8 protein-coding genes are annotated in these 21,748 nt (G+C 66.8%); 5 read left to right on the top strand and 3 right to left on the bottom strand.

Features of this window, described 5'->3' with window-relative positions; translation table 11 throughout:
* Positions 1-6 precede the first annotated feature (6 nt).
* Positions 7-1,404, top strand: coding sequence for an HlyD family type I secretion periplasmic adaptor subunit (locus tag AC1DMQ_RS08260; RefSeq protein WP_477033069.1), 1,398 nt, complete (start codon positions 7-9; stop codon positions 1,402-1,404).
* On the top strand, positions 1,401-2,108 hold the full coding sequence (locus AC1DMQ_RS08255; RefSeq protein WP_477033068.1) for a hypothetical protein: 708 nt from the start codon (positions 1,401-1,403) through the stop codon (positions 2,106-2,108). The genes AC1DMQ_RS08260 and AC1DMQ_RS08255 overlap by 4 nt, the downstream gene beginning before the upstream one ends.
* A 977-nt stretch (positions 2,109-3,085) precedes the next feature.
* Here the strand turns inward: AC1DMQ_RS08255 and AC1DMQ_RS08250 are convergent.
* Positions 3,086-3,346, bottom strand: a complete 261-nt coding sequence (locus tag AC1DMQ_RS08250; protein WP_477033067.1) for a hypothetical protein — start codon at positions 3,344-3,346, stop codon at positions 3,086-3,088.
* Positions 3,347-3,436: 90 nt separating this feature from the next.
* Positions 3,437-3,904 carry a hypothetical protein gene (locus tag AC1DMQ_RS08245; protein WP_477033066.1) on the bottom strand — a complete coding sequence of 156 codons (468 nt, stop codon included), beginning with the start codon at positions 3,902-3,904 and terminating at the stop codon, positions 3,437-3,439.
* A 168-nt stretch (positions 3,905-4,072) separates the two neighbouring features.
* On the opposite strand from AC1DMQ_RS08245, the gene AC1DMQ_RS08240 reads away from it, so the two are divergent.
* From AC1DMQ_RS08240 to AC1DMQ_RS08230, 3 genes are all read left to right on the top strand, one after another.
* On the top strand, positions 4,073-19,153 hold the full coding sequence (locus AC1DMQ_RS08240; RefSeq protein WP_477033065.1) for an Ig-like domain-containing protein: 15,081 nt from the start codon (positions 4,073-4,075) through the stop codon (positions 19,151-19,153).
* Positions 19,150-19,683, top strand: a complete 534-nt coding sequence (locus AC1DMQ_RS08235; protein WP_477033064.1) for a toxin-activating lysine-acyltransferase — start codon at positions 19,150-19,152, stop codon at positions 19,681-19,683. The genes AC1DMQ_RS08240 and AC1DMQ_RS08235 overlap by 4 nt, the downstream gene beginning before the upstream one ends.
* 213 nt (positions 19,684-19,896) lie before the next feature.
* A complete protein-coding gene (locus tag AC1DMQ_RS08230) occupies positions 19,897-20,964 on the top strand; it encodes a fatty acid desaturase family protein (protein ID WP_477033063.1) in 1,068 nt (355 codons plus the stop codon).
* On the opposite strand, the gene AC1DMQ_RS08225 is transcribed toward AC1DMQ_RS08230, so the two are convergent.
* Complete coding sequence (locus AC1DMQ_RS08225; RefSeq protein ID WP_477033062.1) at positions 20,923-21,690, bottom strand: DoxX family membrane protein; 768 nt, start codon at positions 21,688-21,690, stop codon at positions 20,923-20,925. The genes AC1DMQ_RS08230 and AC1DMQ_RS08225 overlap by 42 nt on opposite strands.
* Between the last annotated feature and the right edge of the window lie 58 nt (positions 21,691-21,748).

Below are 21,748 nucleotides of genomic sequence, written 5' to 3'. Positions count from 1 at the left end.
GCGATGATGCTCGACACCCTCAAGCGGCACGTTGATATCGTCAAAGACACGCTGAAGCTCGAGCGCGAGGCTCCGGCCGAACGCGAGCGCCGTCAGGCGACGGCGTTCCTGCCGCCGGCCCTGGAGATCCTGGAGACGCCGCCCAATCCGCTGGGGCGCGCGGTCCTATGGGCGGTGGTGGGCTTTCTGACGCTGGCCCTGGGATGGGCGGTGATCGGCAAGGTCGACATGGTCGCCTCGGCCCAGGGCAAGCTCATTCCCCGCGGCCGGATCAAGCTGGTCCAAGCCGCGGACTACGGCGTCGTGCGGGCCGTGCATGTCACTGAAGGCCAGACGGTGCGCAAGGGGCAGGCGCTGGTGGAGCTCAGCCCCACGGTGACCAACGCCGAGGTCGAACAGGCCCGTCAGGCGCTGCGCAGCGCCGAAATCGATGTCGCCCGCGCTCGCGCCCTGGTCGGTCACGCCCTTGAACACCGCGCGGTGTTCGTCGCGCCGCAAGGGGCCGATGCAACGACGGTGCGTCTCCAGAGGGCGCTGGTCCAGGCGCGCATCCGCGAGCATGAAGCGGCCAAGGCGGCGCTTCGCGACGAGGGCGTGCAGCGCCTCGGCGACGACGACATGGTCGCCGCGGAGATCGCCAAGCTGCAGGCGCAGATCCCGCTCGCCGAGGAGCAGCTGCGCGGCATGGAGACCCTGGCGGCCAAGGGCTACGCCTCGCGCATGAAGGTTTCCGAGCTGCGTCGCGAAGTGATCGGCATGCGTCAGGACCTGGTCATTCGGCACCGCGAGCAATCCAAGGCCGGCGCGGCGCGGAGCGGCGTCGATCAGCAGATCGCCAAGCTCGAAGGCGAATTCGCGCGCGAGGCGCTGGACGCCCTGACCGAGGCCGAAGCGACTCGCCGGCTGCGCAGCGAAGAGCTCAAGAAGGCGCTGGAGAAGTCGTCCCAGACCGTGCTGACCGCATCTGACGACGGCGTCGTGCAGCAATTGCAGGTCAATACGATCGGCGGCGTGGTCAAGCCGGCCGATCCGCTGATGGTCGTGGTGCCGCGCGGGCAGGACCTGGTGGTCGAGGTCATGGTGCTGAACCGTGACGCCGGCTTCGTGCGCCAGGGCCAGCCGGTCGAGGTCAAGTTCGAAGCCTATCCGTTCACGCGCTACGGCGTGGTGGAGGGGCGACTGGAGCAGATCAGCCGCGACGCCGTCGAAAACGAGAAGCTGGGTCCGGTCTATTCGGCGAGGGTCCGGCTGGACCGGGCCTGGATCAAGATCGGCGAACGCAAGGTGGCGCTGGAGCCCGGGCTGGCCGCGACGGCCGAGATCAAGACCGGCCAGCGACGGATCATCGAATACCTGCTTTCGCCCTTGGCGCGGCGGGTCAAGGAAGCGGGGAGGGAGCGATGACAGGACCACGCGCGACGCCGCGGCGGGGCCTTCTTGGCCTGACACTCGTTGCGAGCTGGATTTGCCTCGGCCTAGGCGGCTGCGGCGCGAAGGTCGCGGCGGCGACGACGATCTTCACGCGTTCGGCGATCTGCGCCGATCTGAGGCACGCCTCTGGCCAGGAGGGAGAAGCGCCGGCGGCTCGCGCGATCGACTTCGAGCTCGCCTATGATCGCCAATCGGCCTCCGACCATGACTGGATCGCTTCCGGCGGCATGATGCTCGATCAGGCCTATGTCGCCGACGCGCTGGGTTTGGCCACGGGTAAGTCCACGCGAGCCACGTTGCTGACCATTCACTATGCCCGACCCACGCCGTGCGCGTCGAACCAGGTCTCCGCCGCCGGCCAAGCCTTGAAGGGCTGCAGGACGGACGGGTGCCGCCTCGAAGGCCGGTTGGACGGTGGACGGGTGTCGGCGCTGTCAGTGTTTGTTCCGGCCAGGCCCAACGGCGACGCGGACGCCGTGACCCTGACGCAGGGACGGTGCGTGGTCGCCGCCGTCGGCGTTGCGGCGGGTGTGCAAGACCTCTGGCGTGACGATCTGACCGACGCCGTGACTTTCGGGCCGTCCCATGCCCCAGGCCAGGCGATCTATCGCTGGCAAGTCAATCCTTTGTCGAAATTCAATCAATGCCTTCAGGCTGTGCGAGCGGAGATTAAATAATGCCGGTTTCTCTCAATCAGCTCCGCGAAGCTCGCGCCATTGCTGAAGCCTACTTTAGAACCGTAAAGATCCAGAAAAATGTTCCGGTCGAGCAGCAATTTGCTGCTCTTGTTGCTGGTCTTCGCCAGCAGATCGCCAGCAAAACCGGTTTGATCATTGCCGGAAACGCCAGCGTCGGTGTCAAGAGGGGTCTTGGCGACGCGAAAATATTTGGCGTGGAAGTAGACGTAAGTGCGTCTTATAATTTCCTGAGCCGTCAGCTGCTTTTTGGTCTCGGAGCTACCTACTTGAGGCGCAATGGCACCGGTGGGTATGCCAATGTTGATATCGGGGCTCTCGAACTCGAAGTTGGTGGCGTTGTTGACACCCCGCTCGGAGAGCTGAAAACAACTATTACCGATGATCAGTTGTTTTTGAAATTCGAATTTGATTCCCCGGAATGGAAGAAGCTCTCTCTAGCCGTCGAACCTGAGATCATCATTACGGATATTCATGATCTCGTGGAGCAGCAAATGGCTCCACTCGCCGCCAAGTACACCAAGGAGGCGGGATTCGAGGATGACGCCCAACTGAAGAGTCATATGCTTCAGGCGATGACCGCGACGTACTCCAAAGGCGCGGGGGGCGTCGGCTTCGACACCATCGCCTTCGCGGCCGTTGAGGCCTACCGGCGGACGAACCCTTCCGGAACGGAGATGGTCAACTCGAAGGTCACGCCTGGTGAGTGGCTGAACCACAGCGTGTACGTACAGAGGTTGCCGGACGGCAAGTTCCTCGTCACGCACGCGCCGAAGTCCCCCAACGCCGTGGATGGCCAGACGACCTACGAAATCCTCGTGGCGCCGGATGGAAGTACGATCGCGAAGCGGGCGTCTCGCACCATGCCCACGTCCGGCCCGTACGTGTTCACGCAGTACGACATGAACGGCGACGGGTCCTTCGAGACGTCCGCTGGCTACCAAGACGAAAACCTCAGCCTAAGCCAGAGGATCGCCAAGGATCAGGAATACAGAACAAAGTTCCAGCAAGTATTTCAGAACAAATGCTTCGTCGCTGGGACGCAGATCACGCTTGCCGATGGCGGCGTCAAGCTGATCGAGGATATCGCGGTCGGCGACGATGTTCTGGCCTTCAACGCTGACGGCGTGCTGCAGGCGGCGATCGTCACGGCGACGTACCGCAATCTCGCTCCGGCCGTTATTCGGCTTGCCTGCGGCACGGTTTGCACGCCCGATCACCCGTTCTGGAGCGAAGGGGGCGACTTCGTCCCGGTCAAGAAAATGGCGGCCGATGGCGTCAACGGCATGCGCTTGGCGGCTGAGGGCGTTTCAGCTGGGACAGTCGAAGTCGTCGAGCATGTCGCGGCGGAAACCGAAGTATTCAATTTCACCGTTGAGCCCTGCAATACCTATGTGGCCAACGGATGGTTGGTCCACAATACGTCTTTGCTGCAGTACGTCCCCGAAGGCGCGGTTTTTTGGGACGAGAAGGACCTTGGCAACGGTTATACCGAGGTTACGGCGGTTGGCGCGAACGGCGAACTCATCAGGATCAAGGGCAAGGACGTAGACGCCGATCTTCACACCGACGTTCTCGAGATCGAATACGAATACGACGGCCTCAAGTTGACCCGGTCCTTGCTTGAGCAGGCAAGCAGACCGACGCTCGTCAACAAGGTGTGGCAGGACCTGGATGGGAACGGCTCTTACGACCGGCTGACGGAGACGACGCAACAGGCCGGGGCGGAGATCACGGTCGTTCGCGATGTCGAGCGCTTGGCCGACGGAAGCGTCCAACTTGGTCAGCGGCGCGCGGACTCGGTATACGTCAAGGGCTGGGAGGTCGGCGAACTGGCCAACAGCCTGGGCTCATCAATCGGCAGCCTTTTCTTCCACAACCAATTCGAGGCTCAGGCGGCCGGCGTTCTGGTCGGCGCCGTCGCCGAAAATCTCGCGGAACATATCGTGGGGAGCCTTGAGGGCGGCGAGATGCGGGCCGCATTGGGCGACACGTTCGAGGATTTCGGCTTCGACATCCTCGACAACGCCGCCGGCGCGCTGTCGTCCTATCTGGTGGCCAAACTCATCGACGAGCTTGGCCTTGAGAACACCGTCGTCGGCGAACTGGGACAATCGGCGCTGGCCGGCGCGCTTTCCACGGTCCTGCAGAATCTCGCGACCGGCCAGGCCGCGTTCAGCGGGGTCTCGGTCGACCCGATCTCGATCGGCGTCAACCTGCTGGGAGCCAAACTCGCCGACGCGCTGTGGAGCCCCGACACCATCGGCGGGCAGATCGGCGCAAGTCTGGGCGGCGTTGTCGGCGGCTTCCACGCGGCGAGCTTCCTGGCCGCCAACGGCGTTTCGCTTCCGACCTTTGCGATCGCCGTGGCCATCGTCGCGCTGGACCGGCTGCTCGGCGGAGCCATCGGAACCCTGATCAACGGCACGCCGAAATCGGGCGCCGACCTCTACTGGCGCGGCGATCAGCAGGCTTTCGAGGTGGCCAACGTCTGGAGCAAGAACGGGGCGCCCAAGGATGTCATTTCGGCGGTGGCCGGAGCGGTCGCTGAACTCGGAGACAGCATCGTGGCCTCGACGGGCGGCGTTCTGTTGGGCCAGCAAGGCGCGGCGTTTCATTTCGGCAGCAAGAAGAAGGACTTCTTCTTCGAGTCGGGAGCCAATACTTTCCGTTCGCGCGACCTCGAAGAGGTCGTCGCGTTCGCGGGCGCTGTGGTGCTCAGGGACGCCGTCGCCAGATTGGGCGGCGGCGACATCCTGCAAAAGCGCGCCTTGGCCAGCTATCTGGACCGGACATCGAACCTGAACTTCGACGCCACTTCCTTGGCGGGCGAACTCATGATCGCCGAGGACTACACCAAATACCTGGTCGCCTCGAGCGCGATCGACGCCCTGATGGACGCCGAGCCGGACAGCGTGTTCACGGCCGGCTGGATGGCCACGTTCGCCCGTGCTCACGAACTGGGGCTGGATCGACGCAGCTGGACCGATTGGACAGGCGGCTGGAACCTGTTCTTCGACGAGATCCCGGACGGCGCCGTCAACGGCGTCGCATTCGTGGCCACTCGGGTCGACGCCCATTTCGATCGCGCCCAGCACGAGCGCAGCTATCGTATCCTGGACCTCGATGACACCGTCGCGGCGACGCTCGACGATTCCATCTTGTCGTCCAAGAAGACGGTTCTCACCGCCGGCGACGGCGCCGACACCATCATCGTGAATGGCGACGGGACGGTTTCGACGACAGGCTTGCAGGTCAACGGCGCGGCTCCGAGCTCGGGCCAAGTCAGCATACGCACGGCCGCGACGATCGAAGCCGGAGGAGGCGACGATCTGGTCCGGGCGGGAAGTCTCGGTAATGACGTCCTCGGGGGCGACGGCGCCGACACCATCGTCGGGGGAAAGCTGGACGACTGGCTCTACGGCGAAGCAGGCAATGATGTGCTGTTCGCCGGCGACGTCGCCAATTCCAGTTTTGGCGTTGGCGACCTCGCGGCCGAGGCCGCCGCGATCGGCGTCAACGGCGGCAACGGCGATCTTCTTGACGGCGGTGAAGGCGACGACCGGCTCTATGGCGGGACCGGTTCCGACTGGCTCAAGGGCGGTGGCGGCGTTGACCGGCTGGTCGGCGGCGCCGGCGGCGACATCCTCGAGGGCGGCGGCGGGAATGACCGCGGCGCGAACGGCGAAGCGGTCATCCTCGGCGGCGCCGGATCGGATCAGTACGTGTTCGGCTATGGCGACGGCAAGGATGTCGCGCTTGACGAGGCCGGCGCCTATGTCGGCTATGGCGACAGCCTGTCCCAGCGGGTGGCTCAGCTCAACGCCAACCAGATTGCGCGTAACTGGGCCGGCGGCGGCGACTACGAAGTCGATGGTTCCGTGAAGGGCGGCGAAGACACCGTGGTGTTCGGCCTGGGCATCACGATGGAAAACGTTGTCCTGCGCCGCTCAGGCGCGGCGGGACAGGACCTGATCATCCAGCTGACGGCGGAGGACAAGACCGTCGCTCCCGTCGGCGGGCGCTATCCCCAAGTCCTCACGGGCGACGAGCTGGTGATCAAGGACTGGTTCGAAAGCACGCGGCGTGTCGAGTGGCTGCGGTTCGCCAATGGCGATGAACTGCGCATCGGCGACATGACGTCCTACGTGATCGGCACGGGCGGCAACGACGTCATCCTCGGCACCTATGGCGCGGACTTCCTGTACGGCGGCGACGGCGATGACGAACTTCGCGGTCTGGGCGGCGACGACTTTGGCTCTGGCGGACTGGGCAACGACCTTGTCGCCGGCGACGAGGACCAGGACTGGGTCACCGGCGGGGCCGGCGACGACCAGGTCCTGGGCGGCTCGGGCAACGACACGGTCTTTGGCGACGAGGGCGCGGACTTCGTCTATGGCGGCTCAGGGTCGGACTTGGTGGTCGGCGGCAAAGGCGACGACCAGGTGGTCGGAGGCTCGGGTGACGATGTCTTCCACTACAATCGCGGCGACGGTCGCGACGTCCTGCTGGACGATCTGATCGACAACTGGGACCAGATCTATTCAGGAACCGGCTACGTCAACGGCTACGAGCTCGGGACGGACGGCAAGGTCCGCAAGGGCGGCGTGGTCTATTTCGACGGTTCGCACTGGGTGGGCGGCGGCTACGACTGGAACGATCAGACCCAGACCCTGCGCCGGCATATGGGCGCGGTGAACGGCGTGATCTCCGCCAACAACGGCGTCGATACGCTGGAGTTCGGGGTCGGCGTCGACATCCAGGATCTGGTGTTCCGTCGCAATGGCGGCGACCTGCAGATCGCCATCACCAAGGACGGCGATCTCACCGCCTTCGATGCGGTGGGCGATCAGATCACGATCAAGGATTGGTTCACGGTCGGCAAGTCGATCGAGAACTTCGTGTTCGCGGCCACGGGACGGCACGCAACGCTGGGGCTGAACCTGGCGGGCGGCGGCGACGGCGCCGATACGCTTCTGGGGACGTCGGGTGATGACTGGATAACGGGCGGCGCCGGCGATGATGTGGTGGCCGGCGGGGCCGGTTCCGACATCCTGGTGGGAGACTCGGGAAGCGATACCCTGCGCGGCGACGCGGGCGTGGACGTCATTTATGGCGGCTCTGGCAACGACATGCTGGCTGGGGGCGCGGAAGCCGACCGTCTGTTCGGCGGCGAAGGAACCGACCTGGCCAGCTATGCCGGGTCTCAGCCGCTGAGGGCCTATCTCGGCGCCGGCTTCGCCAACACCGGTGACGCCGTGGGCGACGTCTATGACGGCATCGAAGGCCTGGCGGGTTCGTCCGGCGACGACGTCCTGGGCGGCGACAACCAAGCCAACGTGCTGCAAGGCGGTCTAGGAGCCGACGCGTTGTTCGGCGGCGGCGGCGACGACACCTACATCTTCGACGGCGGCGCCGACGTGGTCAGCGACGGCCTCTACGTCGTCGAGGAGATCCTCAAGGCGGACGGCGCGCTCAACAGCGCCGATTTTACGGCGACCTGGACCAATCTGGGCCAAGGCGCCGTGGTTGGCGCCAACTGGTATCGTTATCGCCTGACCGTGACCCGCAAGAGCGACGGCGCGGTGGTCTATCAGAGCCGCGACAACGTCGACTTCCTCTACGGCGCGGACCACGCCTTGCCGCCAGGCGGCGAATGGCCCGCCAGCGAAGGGCAATGGAAGCTCGGCGCGGTCCGGTCCGGCAACGGCCTCCAGACCGTGTGGCAGACGTCGCGAACCGGGGAGGGGGGTGTCGACGTCCTCGATATCGTCGGCGCCAGTCTCTCGGATCTCAGCTTCAGCCAGCAAGGCGCGGACGTGACCATCGTCGTCGCCGGCGGCGGCAGCGTGACGTTGAAGGATCAAACCAACGTCGAACGGCGAGTCGAGACGCTGGGTCTGGACGATGGCCTGGCCGTCGACCTGACCGCCCTGCGGTTGCCCGGCCAAGCGGCGACCAGCGGCGTGGATCTGATGGTCGGCGGCGCGGCCGCCGATACGCTCGACGGTCTGGCGGGCGACGACGTGCTGTCCGGCGCGGGCGGCAATGACGTGCTGCGGGGCGGCGACGGTGACGACATCCTGGAGGGCGGCGTGGGTGCCGACACCCTCGACGGCGGGGCCGACAGCGTCTCGCTGAACACGGCCGTGGATGCGAACGACCAGACCAAGCTGCGCGGCGACACGATCCGCTACGTGCGCTCGGGCGCCGGCGTGACCATCGACCTGGCGGCGCGTACGGCCGCGGGCGGCGACGCCCAGGGCGACGTGATCGTCGCGGTCTCGGGCGTCAGCACGATCGAGAACATCGTCGGTTCGGACGGCTTCGCCGACAGCCTGAGCGGCGATGCGCGCGCCAACCGGCTTTCGGGACTGGGCGGCGACGACGTCATCGACGGTCGCGGCGGCGACGACGTCCTGGTCGGCGGCGCGGGCGCGGATCGTCTTTACGGCGGCGATGGGGTCGACGCCCTGGCCGGCGAGGCGGGCGACGACCGCCTCGAAGGCGGGATCGGGGACGATCTGCTCAGCGGCGGCGCGGGACGAGACGTCCTGCTGGGCGGCGACGGCCTCGATCGCCTTTCGGGCGACGCCGGCGACGACGAACTGCACGGCGAGGCGGGCGACGACACCCTGGGCGGCCAGGAGGGCGCTGACCTGCTCTACGGCGAAGCCGGGGACGACGTCCTGGCGGGCGGGGCGGGCGACGACCAGCTGTTTGGCGGCGACGGCAACGACCAACTGGCCGGCGAGGCGGGCTCGGACCTGCTGACCGGCGGCGCCGGCGCGGACGCCTACCTCTTCGACGCCAAGTCCGGTTCCGACCGGATCGTCGACGCCCAGGGCGTCAACCGCGTCGAGCTGACGAACGTGACCAAGGACCAGGTGTGGCTGCGCCGCGCGGGCAACGACCTGATCGTCAGCGTCATCGGCGGCGACACCAGCGTGACGCTGCAGGACTTCTACTTGGCGGGCGGCACGGCCGTTCGCCACATCGCCCTGGCGGATTCCGTCCTGTTCCTCGGGGCTGCTTCGCCCCTCGTCCTGGCGATGACCCAGGCCTCGGCCTCGAGCCCGACGCCGGCGGTCATGCCTGCGGCGATCAAGGACCTGCTGGCCAGCTACTGGCACGCGGGAACCACGGCCGCCCCGATCGTGTCGGATCTGAGCCTGACCTTGGCCGAGGACACGATCCTCAACGGCCAGGTCGTGGCGCGTGACGACGATGACGACATCATCGGCTACAGCGTGGCTTCGCAAGGCGGCAAGGGCACGGTCGCGATCGACGCCGTCACCGGCGCGTGGACCTACACCCCCAATCCCAACGCCAACGGCACCGACCGCTTCCAACTGCGTGTCACCGACGCCTCGGGAAACAAGAGCATCCAGGTGGTCGACCTGACCATCACGCCGGTCAATGACGGCCCCGGCGAGCCGACCGTCGACCGCGTCATGGCGCTGGACGAAGGCTCGGCGGTCGACACGATCGTGGGCAAGTTCAACGCGACCGACGCCGACGGCGACGCCCTGACCTATTCGCTGGCCGACAACGCCGGCGATCGGTTCAAGATCTCGGCCGACGGCGTGCTCAGCGTCCTCAACAGCCAGACTTTGGACTTCGAGACCAGCAACGGCGTCTACACGGTGCGGGTGAAGGTGTCCGACGGGACCGCCGCGACCGAGAAGAACTTCGACATCACCGTGCGCGACGTCAACGAGACGCCGTACGTGCCCGAAGCCTCCACGCCCCAGCCGGCGATCCTCGGCGAGGGCGCACTGGGCGGCCAGACCGCGGTGACTTTCCGCCTCAACGATCCGGACCGCAACAACACCCTGGGTCTGGAGATCGTCTCCCAACCCAGCGACTGGCTGGAAGTCGTCGGCGGCGAGCTGCGGTTCAAGACCGGCAAGCAGATCGACATCGAGACCCTGGCGGCCTCCGGCTGGACCTTGGGCGACATCGACCACGACGGGGTCAAGGACGTGGCCTACACCGTCACGCTGCGCACCGGCGACGGCCAGATGAGTTCGCCGACCATCCAGCAGACGATCTATGTCGAGGACGTCAACGAGGCCCCGACCAACCTGGCCCTGGCCGGGGTGAGCTCGATCATCGAGCGCGACCATCCGGTCGCGACCGAGGCCCTGGATCCGATCGTGCTGGGAACCCTCAGCGCCAGCGATCCCGACAGCCTGTCCGGCGCGAACTTCGGCGCGCTGCAGTTCACGCTCGAGAACCCCAACGACCCCCTGTTCGAGATCGTGGACAACGCGATCCTGCGCCTTAAGGCGGGCGCCAGGCTCGATTTCGAGACGACGCCGACGGTGTCGGTCAAGGTCATCGTCACCGACCGCGCCGGGGCCCAGGGCGGGCTGACCGCCTCGCGCACCTTCACCTTCAACGTCCAGGACCGCGACGACTACATCTACGGCTCCATCAACGCCGACGTCCTGAACGGCGCGGCCGGCCGGGACATCATCGACGGCGGGTCCGGCAATGACGTCATCGACGGCAAGGCCGGGACCGACCTGCTCAAGGGCGCCGGCGGCGATGACAAGCTCTATGGCGGCGACGGCGACGACACGCTCGACGGCGACGTCGGCGACGATCAGCTGGAAGGCGGCGCGGGCGTCGACACCCTGACGGGCGGCGACGGCAAGGACCGCCTCTTCGGACAGGACGGGGCCGACACCCTGAGCGGCGGCGCCAACGACGACAGGCTCGAAGGCGGGCTGGGCGCGGATCTGCTGCAAGGCGACGCGGGCAACGACGAACTGCGCGGCCAGGTCGACAACGACCGTCTGCTGGGCGGCGACGGCGACGACTTGCTGATCGGCGGCGCAGGAGCCGACCGCTTCAACGGCGGCGCCGGACGCGACACCGTCAGCTACGCCGAAGCCGGCTCGGAGGTCATCGTCAATCTGGTGACCGGCGGCACGGGCGGCGAAGCGACCGGCGACGTGTTCGAGGACGTCATCGAGGTGCTGGTCGGCACGGACTACGACGACAGCCTGACCGGCGGCGACGGCGGCGTCGAGATCCAGGGCGGGAAGGGCAACGACCTGATCGTCGGCGGGGCCGGCGTCGACATCCTCTACGGCGGTGACGGCGACGACACGCTGCAAGCCTTCGCCGGGCCGGACAAACTGTACGGCGGCGCCGGCTCGGACACCCTGGTCGGTGGGGAGGGCAGCGACACCTTCTACATCGACAGCAATTCCGGTTCGGACATCATCTGGAACTTCGACCCGACCGGCGATGACATCGACGTCGTCGGTTACGCCGACATCGACCAGAACGTGCTGTGGTTCAGCCGCGACGGAAACAACCTGGTCGTCTCGGTGGTCGGGACCAATGTCGTGACCGCCGTCAAGGACTGGTACGTCACCACCAACGCCAGCGACCGGGCCAACTACAAGATCGACTTCTTCCTGCTGGGCGAACACTACACGCCCACGGTCAACGCCGAGGCGCTGGTCAACCTGATGGCCGGCTACACCAAGCCGGCCACGGTGGCGGGCTACCAGACGCTGCATGCCAACAGCGCGTTCGAGACGCCCTGGAAGACCTATTGGGGCGTCAACAGGAAGCCGGTCATCAGCACCAGCACGACGGCCGAGGTGGCGATCACCGGTCAGACGATCAACGAGGACGGCACGATCACCGTGTCGTTCTATGTCCGCGACGATATTGTCAGCTTCGACAACCTGAACGTCACGGCCCAGGTCGTGCAGGCGGGCGACACCTCCAAGCTCGACGACACCGTCGTCTATCAGCCGACGGTCAGCAGCGCCGGCGCCAATGGCCTGCGCACCATGGTGCTGCAGCCGCGGCACAACGCCAACGGCACGGCCACGATCAAGATCCTGGCCTCCGACGGCACGCTGATCTCCGAACAGCTGTTCACCCTGACCGTGACGGCCGTGGCCGACGCGCCGCTGATCTCGCGCCTGCAGACCAACGGCAACACCTTCAGCGGCGGCGCCGAGATCGGGCTGGACATCCAGGTCACGCCGCAAGGCGCGAACGAGACCATCAAGGTGACGATCTCCAACCTGGTCAACGGCCTGTCGCTGAACCAGGGGACCGACAAGGGCAACGGGGTCTGGGAACTGACACTGGCCCAACTGAACGGCCTCAAGCTGCGAGGCTCGCCGAGCGCCTGGGCGGACCTGACGGGGACCGCGGCCCTGACCGTCACGGCGACGGCCACGGAAACCGGCGTCACGCAAACGGCCTCGACCAGCCAGGCGTTGAACATCGTCATCAACGGCAAGCCCACCAGCGTCAGCGGGCCGGCGACCCTGACCGTCGACGAGTCGACCGCCAGCATCGTCGCGCAGGGGACGCCGATCGGCACCTTCTCGGGCGTCGATCCGGACGGCGACGGCCTGACCTTCTCGCTGGAGAACTTCACCGACATCTTCCAGTTCGTGGGCGCTCAGCTGCAGGTCAAGGACGGCGCGAGCCTGAACTACGAGGCCAAGCAGACCTACGACATCGTCGTCCGCGCCACGGATCCGAGCGGCCTGTGGGTCAATTCGACCTTCACGGTTCGCATCAATCCCAAGCCGGAGGCGCCCAACCGTCCGACCTTGTCGGGCGGCTCGCTGAAGCTTCAGGAAAACACCGGCGGCGGGCAGATCGTCGCCACCCTGTCGGGCTCGGTTGACCCCGACGGCACGACCTTCGCCAACGGCTCGACCGTGACCTACGAGATCGCGGACGACAATCTGGGCTGGTTCCAGATCGTCAACGGCGGCCAGGTGCAGCTCAAGCCGAGCGTGGTCCCGAACTTCGAAGCGCTGAAGGCTCTCATCGCCGGCAATTCGAGCCTGACCCTGACCGACGATGACAATAACGGACGCCAGGAGGTCACCTACACGGTGCACGGCGGCGCCTATGGCGTCGACGGCCTGCGCTCGCCGGTCACCAACGCGATCGTGGTTCGGGTCGAGGACGTGAACGAGGCGCCGAATACGCCCACGCCTGGCACGGCGTCCTGGGTGATGGACGAGGGGCTGACCTCGGCGGGGGCGACGGTCGCGGTCTTCTCAGCCACCGACCCCGACGGAACCAACCCGACCTACCTGCTCGTTTCCGATCCGCTGTCGCTGTTCAACATCAACAGGGATACCGGAGCCCTTACCTGGCAAGGCCGGGCGGTGGACTTCGAGGCCTTGATCGGCCAGGCCAGGGCCGGACAGAACGGCATGAGCGTCCAGGGCGTGGGCAGCCAGGAGCAGATCGTCTATTCGGCCCAGGTCCGCAGCTACGATGGCCAGTACCTTTCGCCGGGCGTCTCCACCGTCTCGGTGACGATCCGCAACATCAACGAAAAGCCCAACCTGCCGTATGATTCCAGCGGCGCCGTGGTGATCAACGAGAGCACCTACACGGCCGCCCCGCTGCGCGGCCTGATGGCCACCGATCCGGACGGCGGCTACGCGAACGTCTACGTCACGTCCGACCCGTCCGGGTACTTCTACGACTCCAACAGCGCCGTCTACATGCGGTACGGCGTCAACATCGACTTCGAAGAGCAGTGGAGGCTGGGGGAAAGCGGCAACCGCGTCTTCCGCGACCAGAACGGCGACGGACGAGTGGACATCGGCCTGCGGGTCGGGATCGCGGCCCAGGACGCGGGCGGACTATGGTCGGACCCGTCGTCCTCATGGATGTGGATCGGCGACGTGAACGAGGCGGCCGACTTCAACTACAGCCAAGGCGACACGTTCTACATCAGCGAGAATGCGACGCCGGCGGGCCAGTCCCCGATCGGCACGGTGGCGGTCGTGGATCCTGACACTCAGGCCTATTTCCGCAAGCAGCGCTTCTCGATCTCTCTCAACGACTATGTCTCCATCAACCAGGAAACGGGCGAGCTGCGTCTGCAGCGTCAGATCGACTTCGAGACGGTCGGCAGTGTGGCCGTCCAGGTCACTGTTCAGGATTGGGACAATCCGGCGCTGACCAAAAGCCGTTGGTTCACCGTCCAGGCGACTGACGAGAATGAGCGCCCCGGCGGAACGATCGGCGGTCGGACGTTCTACAACAGCGCCAAGAACGGAGTGATCGAAGCCATCCATACGATGTTGTATTGGGATGACGAGCCGGGCGCGCTGAGCCAGAGCCTGGTCACGATCGAGGGGGCGGACCACATCTCCACTGGCGAGATCTCGCTTCAGGGCCAGGACGTGATCAATGATCGCATTCGGTTCAAGTTCCCGATCGGCGCCTATAACGAGGGTAAGGTCGGCGTCGTCATCACCGACTACCATGGCGCCTCGGGCGTGGCGGTGATCGCCTACCGTCGCCGCACGGACGTCAACAACTACGACATCGGCCCGTCGTCGCCGATCATGCTCGATCTGACCGGGCAGGGGCTGAAGTTCACCAGCCTCGCCGACAGCGAGATCATGTTCGACCAGGACGGCGACGGACAGAAGGACCTCACCGGCTGGGCCAAGGCGGGCACCGGCATGCTCGTGCTCGACCGTAATGGCGACGGAGTGATCAACAACGGTTCGGAGATCAGCTTCACCGCCGACGTGCCGAACGGCGTGTCGGACCTGGAGGGCCTGCGGCACTACGACAGCAACGCTAACGGCTTCTTCGACAGCGCCGACGCCCAGTTCTCGGCCTTCCGGGTCTGGGACGACGTCAACCAGGACGGGGTCAGCCAGGCCAGCGAGTTGAAGGCCCTGAGCTATTACAATATCAGCGCGGTCAACCTGACGCTGACCCGGACCAACGAAAACCCCGAAGGCGCGACGGACAACGTGCTCTACGGCACCAGCGAGTTCGTCCGCACCAACGGCACCAAGGGTCTCGTGGGCGACGTGGTGCTGGCCTATCAGCTTCCGGCGCTGGAGATCGAGTATCTGGGCGAGTACGCCTCGGTCGAGGCCTACAAGGCCGCCGATCCCTACTACCAGGTCACCACGCGCCTGAACGGCACGGCCGCGGCCGAGACGCTGAACGGGTCTGTCGAGGCCGAGATCATCGCCGCCGGCAAGGGCGCCGATCAGGTCAAGGGCGGCGGCGGCTCCGACACCTACGTCTGGAACCTCGGCGACGGCGCCGATGTGATCACCGACGACGGGACGGGCGGCGGCGACGTCGACACCCTCTACATGACCGACGTGATGAGCAACGACGTGCTGCTCACCCAGACGGGCCAGGATGTGACGCTCAAGGTGATCTCGACCGGCGAGACCCTGACCCTGAAGAACCAGCGGGCGGGCGGCGGCGCGGGCGTCGAGCGCATGGTCTTCAAGGACCTGATCCGCGTCGACGGCGAGATCGCCGCCGGCATCGCGGTTCGCGGGACCAATGCGAGCGAGACGCTGCAGGGCGCCAGCTCCGCTGACAACCTGATCGGCGGCCTGGGCGACGACACCCTCGTCGGCGGCGGCGGTTCGGACGTCTACGCCTACAAGTCGGGCGACGGCGCCGACGTCATCGACGAACTGGCCGACAGCGCCGGGGTTCCAGGCTTCGACATCCTGGACCTTGGCGACCTTGGCGCGGCGCAGGTCACCCTGGGCGTCTCGGGCTCGGACCTGACCGTCCGTATCAACGCGACCGGACAAACCATCCGGGTGCTGGGCCAGTTCGCCACGGATCTGGCGCTGACCGCCGGCGACAACGCCGGACGCGGCGTCGAGCAGATCCGCTTCACCGGCGGAGCGTCGCTCAGCCGCGAACAGATCTTCAAGCAGGTCATGGACGGCCAGACCGGCCAGGGCAATCAGGGCACGATCTGGGCCGACACCATCCTCGGCGGCGCGGGCGCGGAGACCATCACGGGCCTGGCCGGCGACGACGTGTTGTTCGGCTTCGGCGGCGCCGACGTCATCTACGGCGGCGAAGGCCACGACCAGATCGGCGGCGGCGCCGGTGACGACAAGATCTCCGGCGGCGAGGGCTACGACACCATCATCTACGATGGTCCGGTGACCAACTACACCTTCTCGCGCAACGCCGACGGCACCGTGAAGGTGACCGCCAAGACCGGTTCCGACGGTGTCGACACCCTCGACGGCGTGGAAGCCTTCTGGTTCGAGGCCGACAGCCAGTGGCGCGGCATCCAGGAAATGGTCGGCGACTACGGCACCGAAGGCGACGACGACTTCCTGCTCGGCTCGGCCAACGACGACAACCTCTATGGCCTGGGCGGCGCCGACCAGCTGTTCGGCGGCGCGGGCAAGGACAAGATCTACGGCGGCGCGGGCGAGGACCTGATCTACGGGCAAGCCGGCGACGACGTGATCGACGGCGGGGCGGGCGACGACGAGATCGGCTACGCCGGCAAGCGTGTGAACTTCACGTTCAGCCGCAACGCCGACGGGTCGGTGACGGTCGTCGACAGCACCGGCGTTGAAGGAACCGACCGTCTGATCGACGTGGAATACCTGTACTTCGCGGGCGATCCGTCGGGCGCGATGATGAGCGACGTGGTTGTCGGCTACGGGACCGCGGCGGCCGACACCATCAACGGCGCCGGCGGCAAGGACAACATCTACGGCCTGGCCGGAGACGACACCTTGCAAGGCTTTGGGGGCGACGACCGGATCGACGGCGGCGACGGCTCCGACACGGCGGCTCTCAGCCTCCTGCGCGCCAACTACAGCTTCGTGCGCAACGCCGACGGTTCGGTGAAGATCACCGCGCTCAGCGGCGCCGAAGGCGTCGACACGCTGATCGGGGTCGAAACCGTCCTGTTCAAGGGCGACAACACCCGGGTCGCGGTCCAGGAACTGGTGGCGCTCAAGGGCACGGCGGGCAACGACGCCCTGTTCCAGGGCACGTCCTACGCCGAGACGATGTATGGCCTGGCGGGCGATGACGGCATCCGCGGCCTGGGCGGCGACGACTTCATCGATGGCGGGGCCGGCTACGACACCGCCCTCTATCTGGGCGTCTCGACCAACTACACCTTCTCGCGCAACGCCGACGGCTCGATCAAGGCCACGGCGGTGGCCGGCGCCGAAGGCACCGACACCTACGTCAACATCGAAGCGGTGTATTTCGAGGGCGACGGGGTGTGGAAGGCGATCACCGACCTTGTGCCGTCGGGCATCTACGGCACGACCGGCAATGACACGGTGACCGGAACCAGCGCCGCTGAGAGCCTGTATGGCCTGGCCGGGGACGACACGCTGCAGGGTCTGGCCGGAAACGACCGGATCGACGGCGGGGCCGGCGCCGACACGGCCGTTTTCGCCCTTCAACGCACCAACTACACCTATTCGCGCAACAGCGACGGGTCGGTGAAAGTGACCGCCACCAGCGGGACGGACGGCGTGGACACGCTCTACGACGTGGAAACCGTCCTGTTCCAGGGCAACAACACCAGGGTCGCCGCGCTCGACCTCGTCTCCCTGAAGGGAACGGCCGGCGCCGACTCGCTGATGGAAGGAACCGCCCTCCAGGAATGGATGTACGGTTTGGGCGGGGATGACAGCATTCGCGGCTGGGGCGGCGACGACCGCATCGACGGCGGCGCCGGCTACGACACCGCGCTCTACTACGGCGCCTCGACCAACTACACCTTCTCGCGCAACGCCGACGGCACCATCCAAGCCACCGCCCTGGCGGGCTCGGAAGGCAACGACACGCTGGTCAATGTGGAAGCGGTCTACTTCGAGGCCGACGAAACCTGGGCGGCCATCGACGATCTGGTCGGCCTGACGGTCAACGGCACGACAGGCAACGACGACTGGGTGGCCGGCGCCGGCGGCTCCGACGTCCTCAACGGCCTGGCCGGCGACGACAGCCTCTATGGCGGCGGCGGCAACGACGTCATCCACGGCGGCGCGGGCTACGACACGCTCGTCTATGACCAGGGGATGAGCAACTACGTCTTCACCCAGAACACCGACGGCACCGTGCGCGTGCGGGCTCTGAGCGGAAACGAGGGCATCGACACGGTCGACGGCATCGAGGCGGTCTACTTCGACAGCACCGGCGAGTGGGCCACCTTGGCTTCGCGCATCAGCGGCCAGACCCCGCCCGTCGTCCTTGATCTGGACGGCGACGGGGTGGAGCTGGTGTCGCGGGCGTCGTCATCCGTGACGTTCGACATGCTGGGCGACGGGGTCCGGCGCAACACCGGCTGGGTCGCCTCCGACGACGGCCTGCTGGTGCTCGACCGCAACGGCGACGGGGTGATCGGCGACGCTTCGGAAATCTCGTTCAAGAACGACCTGCCGGGCGCCGTGTCCGACCTGGAAGGCCTGGCGGCGTTCGACAGCAACAAGAACGGCTGGTTCGACGGCGGCGACGCGCGCTTTGGCGAGTTCAAGGTCTGGCGCGATCTCAACCAGGACGGCGTCAGCCAAGCCGCCGAACTGGGCGGTCTGGCCGACTATGGGGTCACCGCGATCGGCCTGACCTTGTCGCTGACCGGCGCCAAGCCCGAACGCGCGGTCGACAACGTGATCTACGCCACCTCGGCCCTGGTGCGGGCCGGCGGTCTGGTGGGCACGGTCGGGGACGTCATGCTGGCCTACGGGCCGACCACGCCCGCCGGCTCGGGCGCCTCCGGCGACGCGGGCGTCGGGGCGGCCAAGCCAGGGGGCGTGGACCGCAACGCCGACGAGACTTCCAAGCCGAGGAAGGCGAGCCTGGCCCAGTCGATACGGCAGGCCATGGAAGCGAACGCCCAGAAGCTTCGCGGCCAGGCTTGGGACGCGTCCCTGGCTCCCTTGCCCAACGAGACCGGCGAGTTGGGCGTCCGGCGCAACGCCGATCGCTTCGGCCCGCTTGCCTCCGAGCCGAGCCAAGTTTATGAGGCGCGGCTTTCGCAGGCCGATGTCGACGTCGCGCCCTCGATCCAGGCCGGCCGTTCGGCGCTGGACAAGGACGTGGCCCTGGCCGGCCGGTTGCGCTTCCAGATGATCAACGCCATGGCGGCGTTCAATCCTTCGGGCGGGGCGGACATCGGCATCGCGTCGCGCGACAGACCCAGGACCGCGGCCCTGCTGACCACGCTTCCCAGTTACGGACAGATTACATGACGACGATTTCCACAGAGACGCCGCAGCGGCCGCCGACCTCCACCGCGGCGGAGGCGCTGGGACAGATCGTCTGGTTGTTCGATCAGTCGCCGCTGCACCGTGAACTGAAGATCAAGGACCTGACCTCGTCGATCGCGCCGGCGATCCTGACCGGTCAGTTCCGGATCTTCCGGTTCGGGCCGACGCCGGCTTTCGCAGGCTCGGACCCTTCGGAGTTTCTGAAGCTTGGCATGACCCGTGAGGAACTGGAGCGTCTGCCGTTGGGCTTGGCGCTTTGGGCCTTGCTCTCGGAGGAAGCCGAGGCGCGTCTGGAGGCCGGCGAGCGGTTGTCGGCGAGCGATTGGACTTCGGGCGACCGGTTGTGGTTGGTGGAGATGATTTCTCCCTTCGCCACGCCGGAAAACAAGCTCACCGAAGTGATGCTGCTCGACCTGATAAACGGCCCGTTCAAGGGGCGGGCGTTCAGCCTGCACCGCACGGATCCGGCCACCGGCGTGCGCAAGAAGGTGACGACCGGCGAAACGACCTAGCTCCGACGAGCCGGCCTGATCCTCGAGGGCCGCGCCCCCGGAGCGTGATTTTCCGCACGCGGCCGGCGTTTCGACGCCGGCCGCTTTGCTTTATGTCCGTGAGGCGTCTTTTGTCCGTGTGGGCATTGAATTTCGAGGCGCGCGGCGCCAATTCGAAAGCGCTGAAGGCGGGCGGTCGGAACGCTCAAGTCGGAATCGGGGATCTAGAAGACCGTGGGACGACCCCAGAAAGACGAGACGGGTCTGGTGCGCCAGGCCCATGCGCTGACCGCCGACCTGACGACGCCGGATCGCACGATCTATTGGCTGGATCTGGTCCTGACGGCGACGGCCGCCTGGGGCGGTCTGTGGCTGGCCGCCACGGCCCATCATCCGGACGTGATCGTCGCCGCCGGCCTGGTCGGCCTGCTGGCCCTTTATCGCGGCCTCAGCTTCATCCATGAGATCAGCCATCTGCGCCCCAAGGACGTACCGGGCTTCCGGTTGGGCTGGAACCTGCTGATCGGCGTGCCGCTGATGACGCCGTCGATGATGTACGAGGGCGTGCACAACCTGCACCACGCCAAGGACCGTTTCGGCACCGCCCGCGACCCGGAATACCTGCCGCTGGGCCGCTATTCGCCGTTCAAGCTGGGGCTGTTCGCCCTGATCTCGCTGTTGGCCCCGCTGGGCGTGATCCTGCGCTCAGGGATCCTGATCCCGCTGTCGTTCGTGATCCCGGGCGTGCGGCGCCTGGTGAAGACCAAGCTGTCGGCCCTGGTGATCAATCCCGACTTCGTGCGCGAGGACAACGACAAGACCCGGCCCGACTGGCTGGCCCAGGAGCTGGGCGGCTGGCTGTGGTGCTGGAGCGTGGCGGCCCTGACGATCGCCGGCGTCGTGCCCGTGCGGGCGGTGGTGACCTGGTTCGCGCTGTTCTCACTGGCCACCTTCGTCAACCAGCTGCGGACCCTGGTCGCCCACTATTGGGAGAACGACGGCGAGCGGATGAGCTTCGAGGAGCAGTTCCTCGACTCGGTCAACTTGCCGCCGCCGGCCCTGCTGCCGTTCCTGTGGGCCCCCGTGGGCCTGCGTTACCACGCCCTGCACCACCTGCTGCCGCGCCTGCCGTACCACAACCTGGGCAAGGCCCATGCGCGGTTGTCGGCCCAACTGGCGGAGACCTCGCCCTATCACCGGGTCGAGGAGAAGAGCCTGTTCCTGGCGCTGGGCAAGCTGTTCCGCCGCGCCGGCGCGCCCCTACCGGTCGAGGCCGACGCGGTCGAACGCCAGAGCGCCTGAAGGTTCTGACGGCGGCAGGGACTGGCGCAGGGCCCAGGCCGCGCCGGTCAGCGACAGGGCCACCGCCGTCATCGTCCATTCCAGGTGGCTGTCGGGTGCGGCGATCACGCGCGGGATGTGCAGCAGCACGACGAAGCTGGCCATCATCGTCGTCAGCAGGCCGGCCGCCAGCCGGGGCATGACGCCGAACAGGATCGCCAGCCCGGCCGCCAGGTGGCCGGCGCCGGTCGCATAGGCCCAGAACAGCGGGTAGGGGATCCAGCCCGGCACCATCTTGGCGGTGAAGTCGGCATAGGCGAAGTGGCTCAGCCCGAACACCAGCGGGCACAGGCCATAGATCAACCGCGCGGCCAGGCGTAGCCGGTCGTTGGCCGGCTCGGCCGACATCGCGAACAGGGCCAGGCCGCCGGCCGACAGCGACAGGGTCTCGGCCATCCCCAGCCACGAGCCGACGCTGCCGGGCGCGGTGGCGGCTTCGGGGCCATGCAGGGCGACCCAGACCAGATAGACCACAGCCAGCCCCACCGAGGCCGGGCGGGCGGCGCGCGACCACAGCACGCCCAGGCCCAGCGCCAGCATCACCGCCCCGCTGAGCAGGGCCAACGCATGATGCCCGGGCAGGTCCTTGGGCACGGGCTGCCATTGCAGCGCGAAGTCGCCGAAGACCAGGCCGATGATCCCCAGCGCCATCGCGCCGAGGCCATAGGGAACGCCGTCGCGGTTCATGAACCCTCCCGTCCAGAAAGGGCGAGGTTGGCCCGCCGTTCGTTGCGTGACTTGGGGT

The sequence above is a fragment of the Caulobacter sp. 05L422 genome, assembly GCF_056397765.1.
Note: the sequence above shows the minus strand (reverse complement) of the source record. Positions and strands in the feature narration are given on the sequence as shown.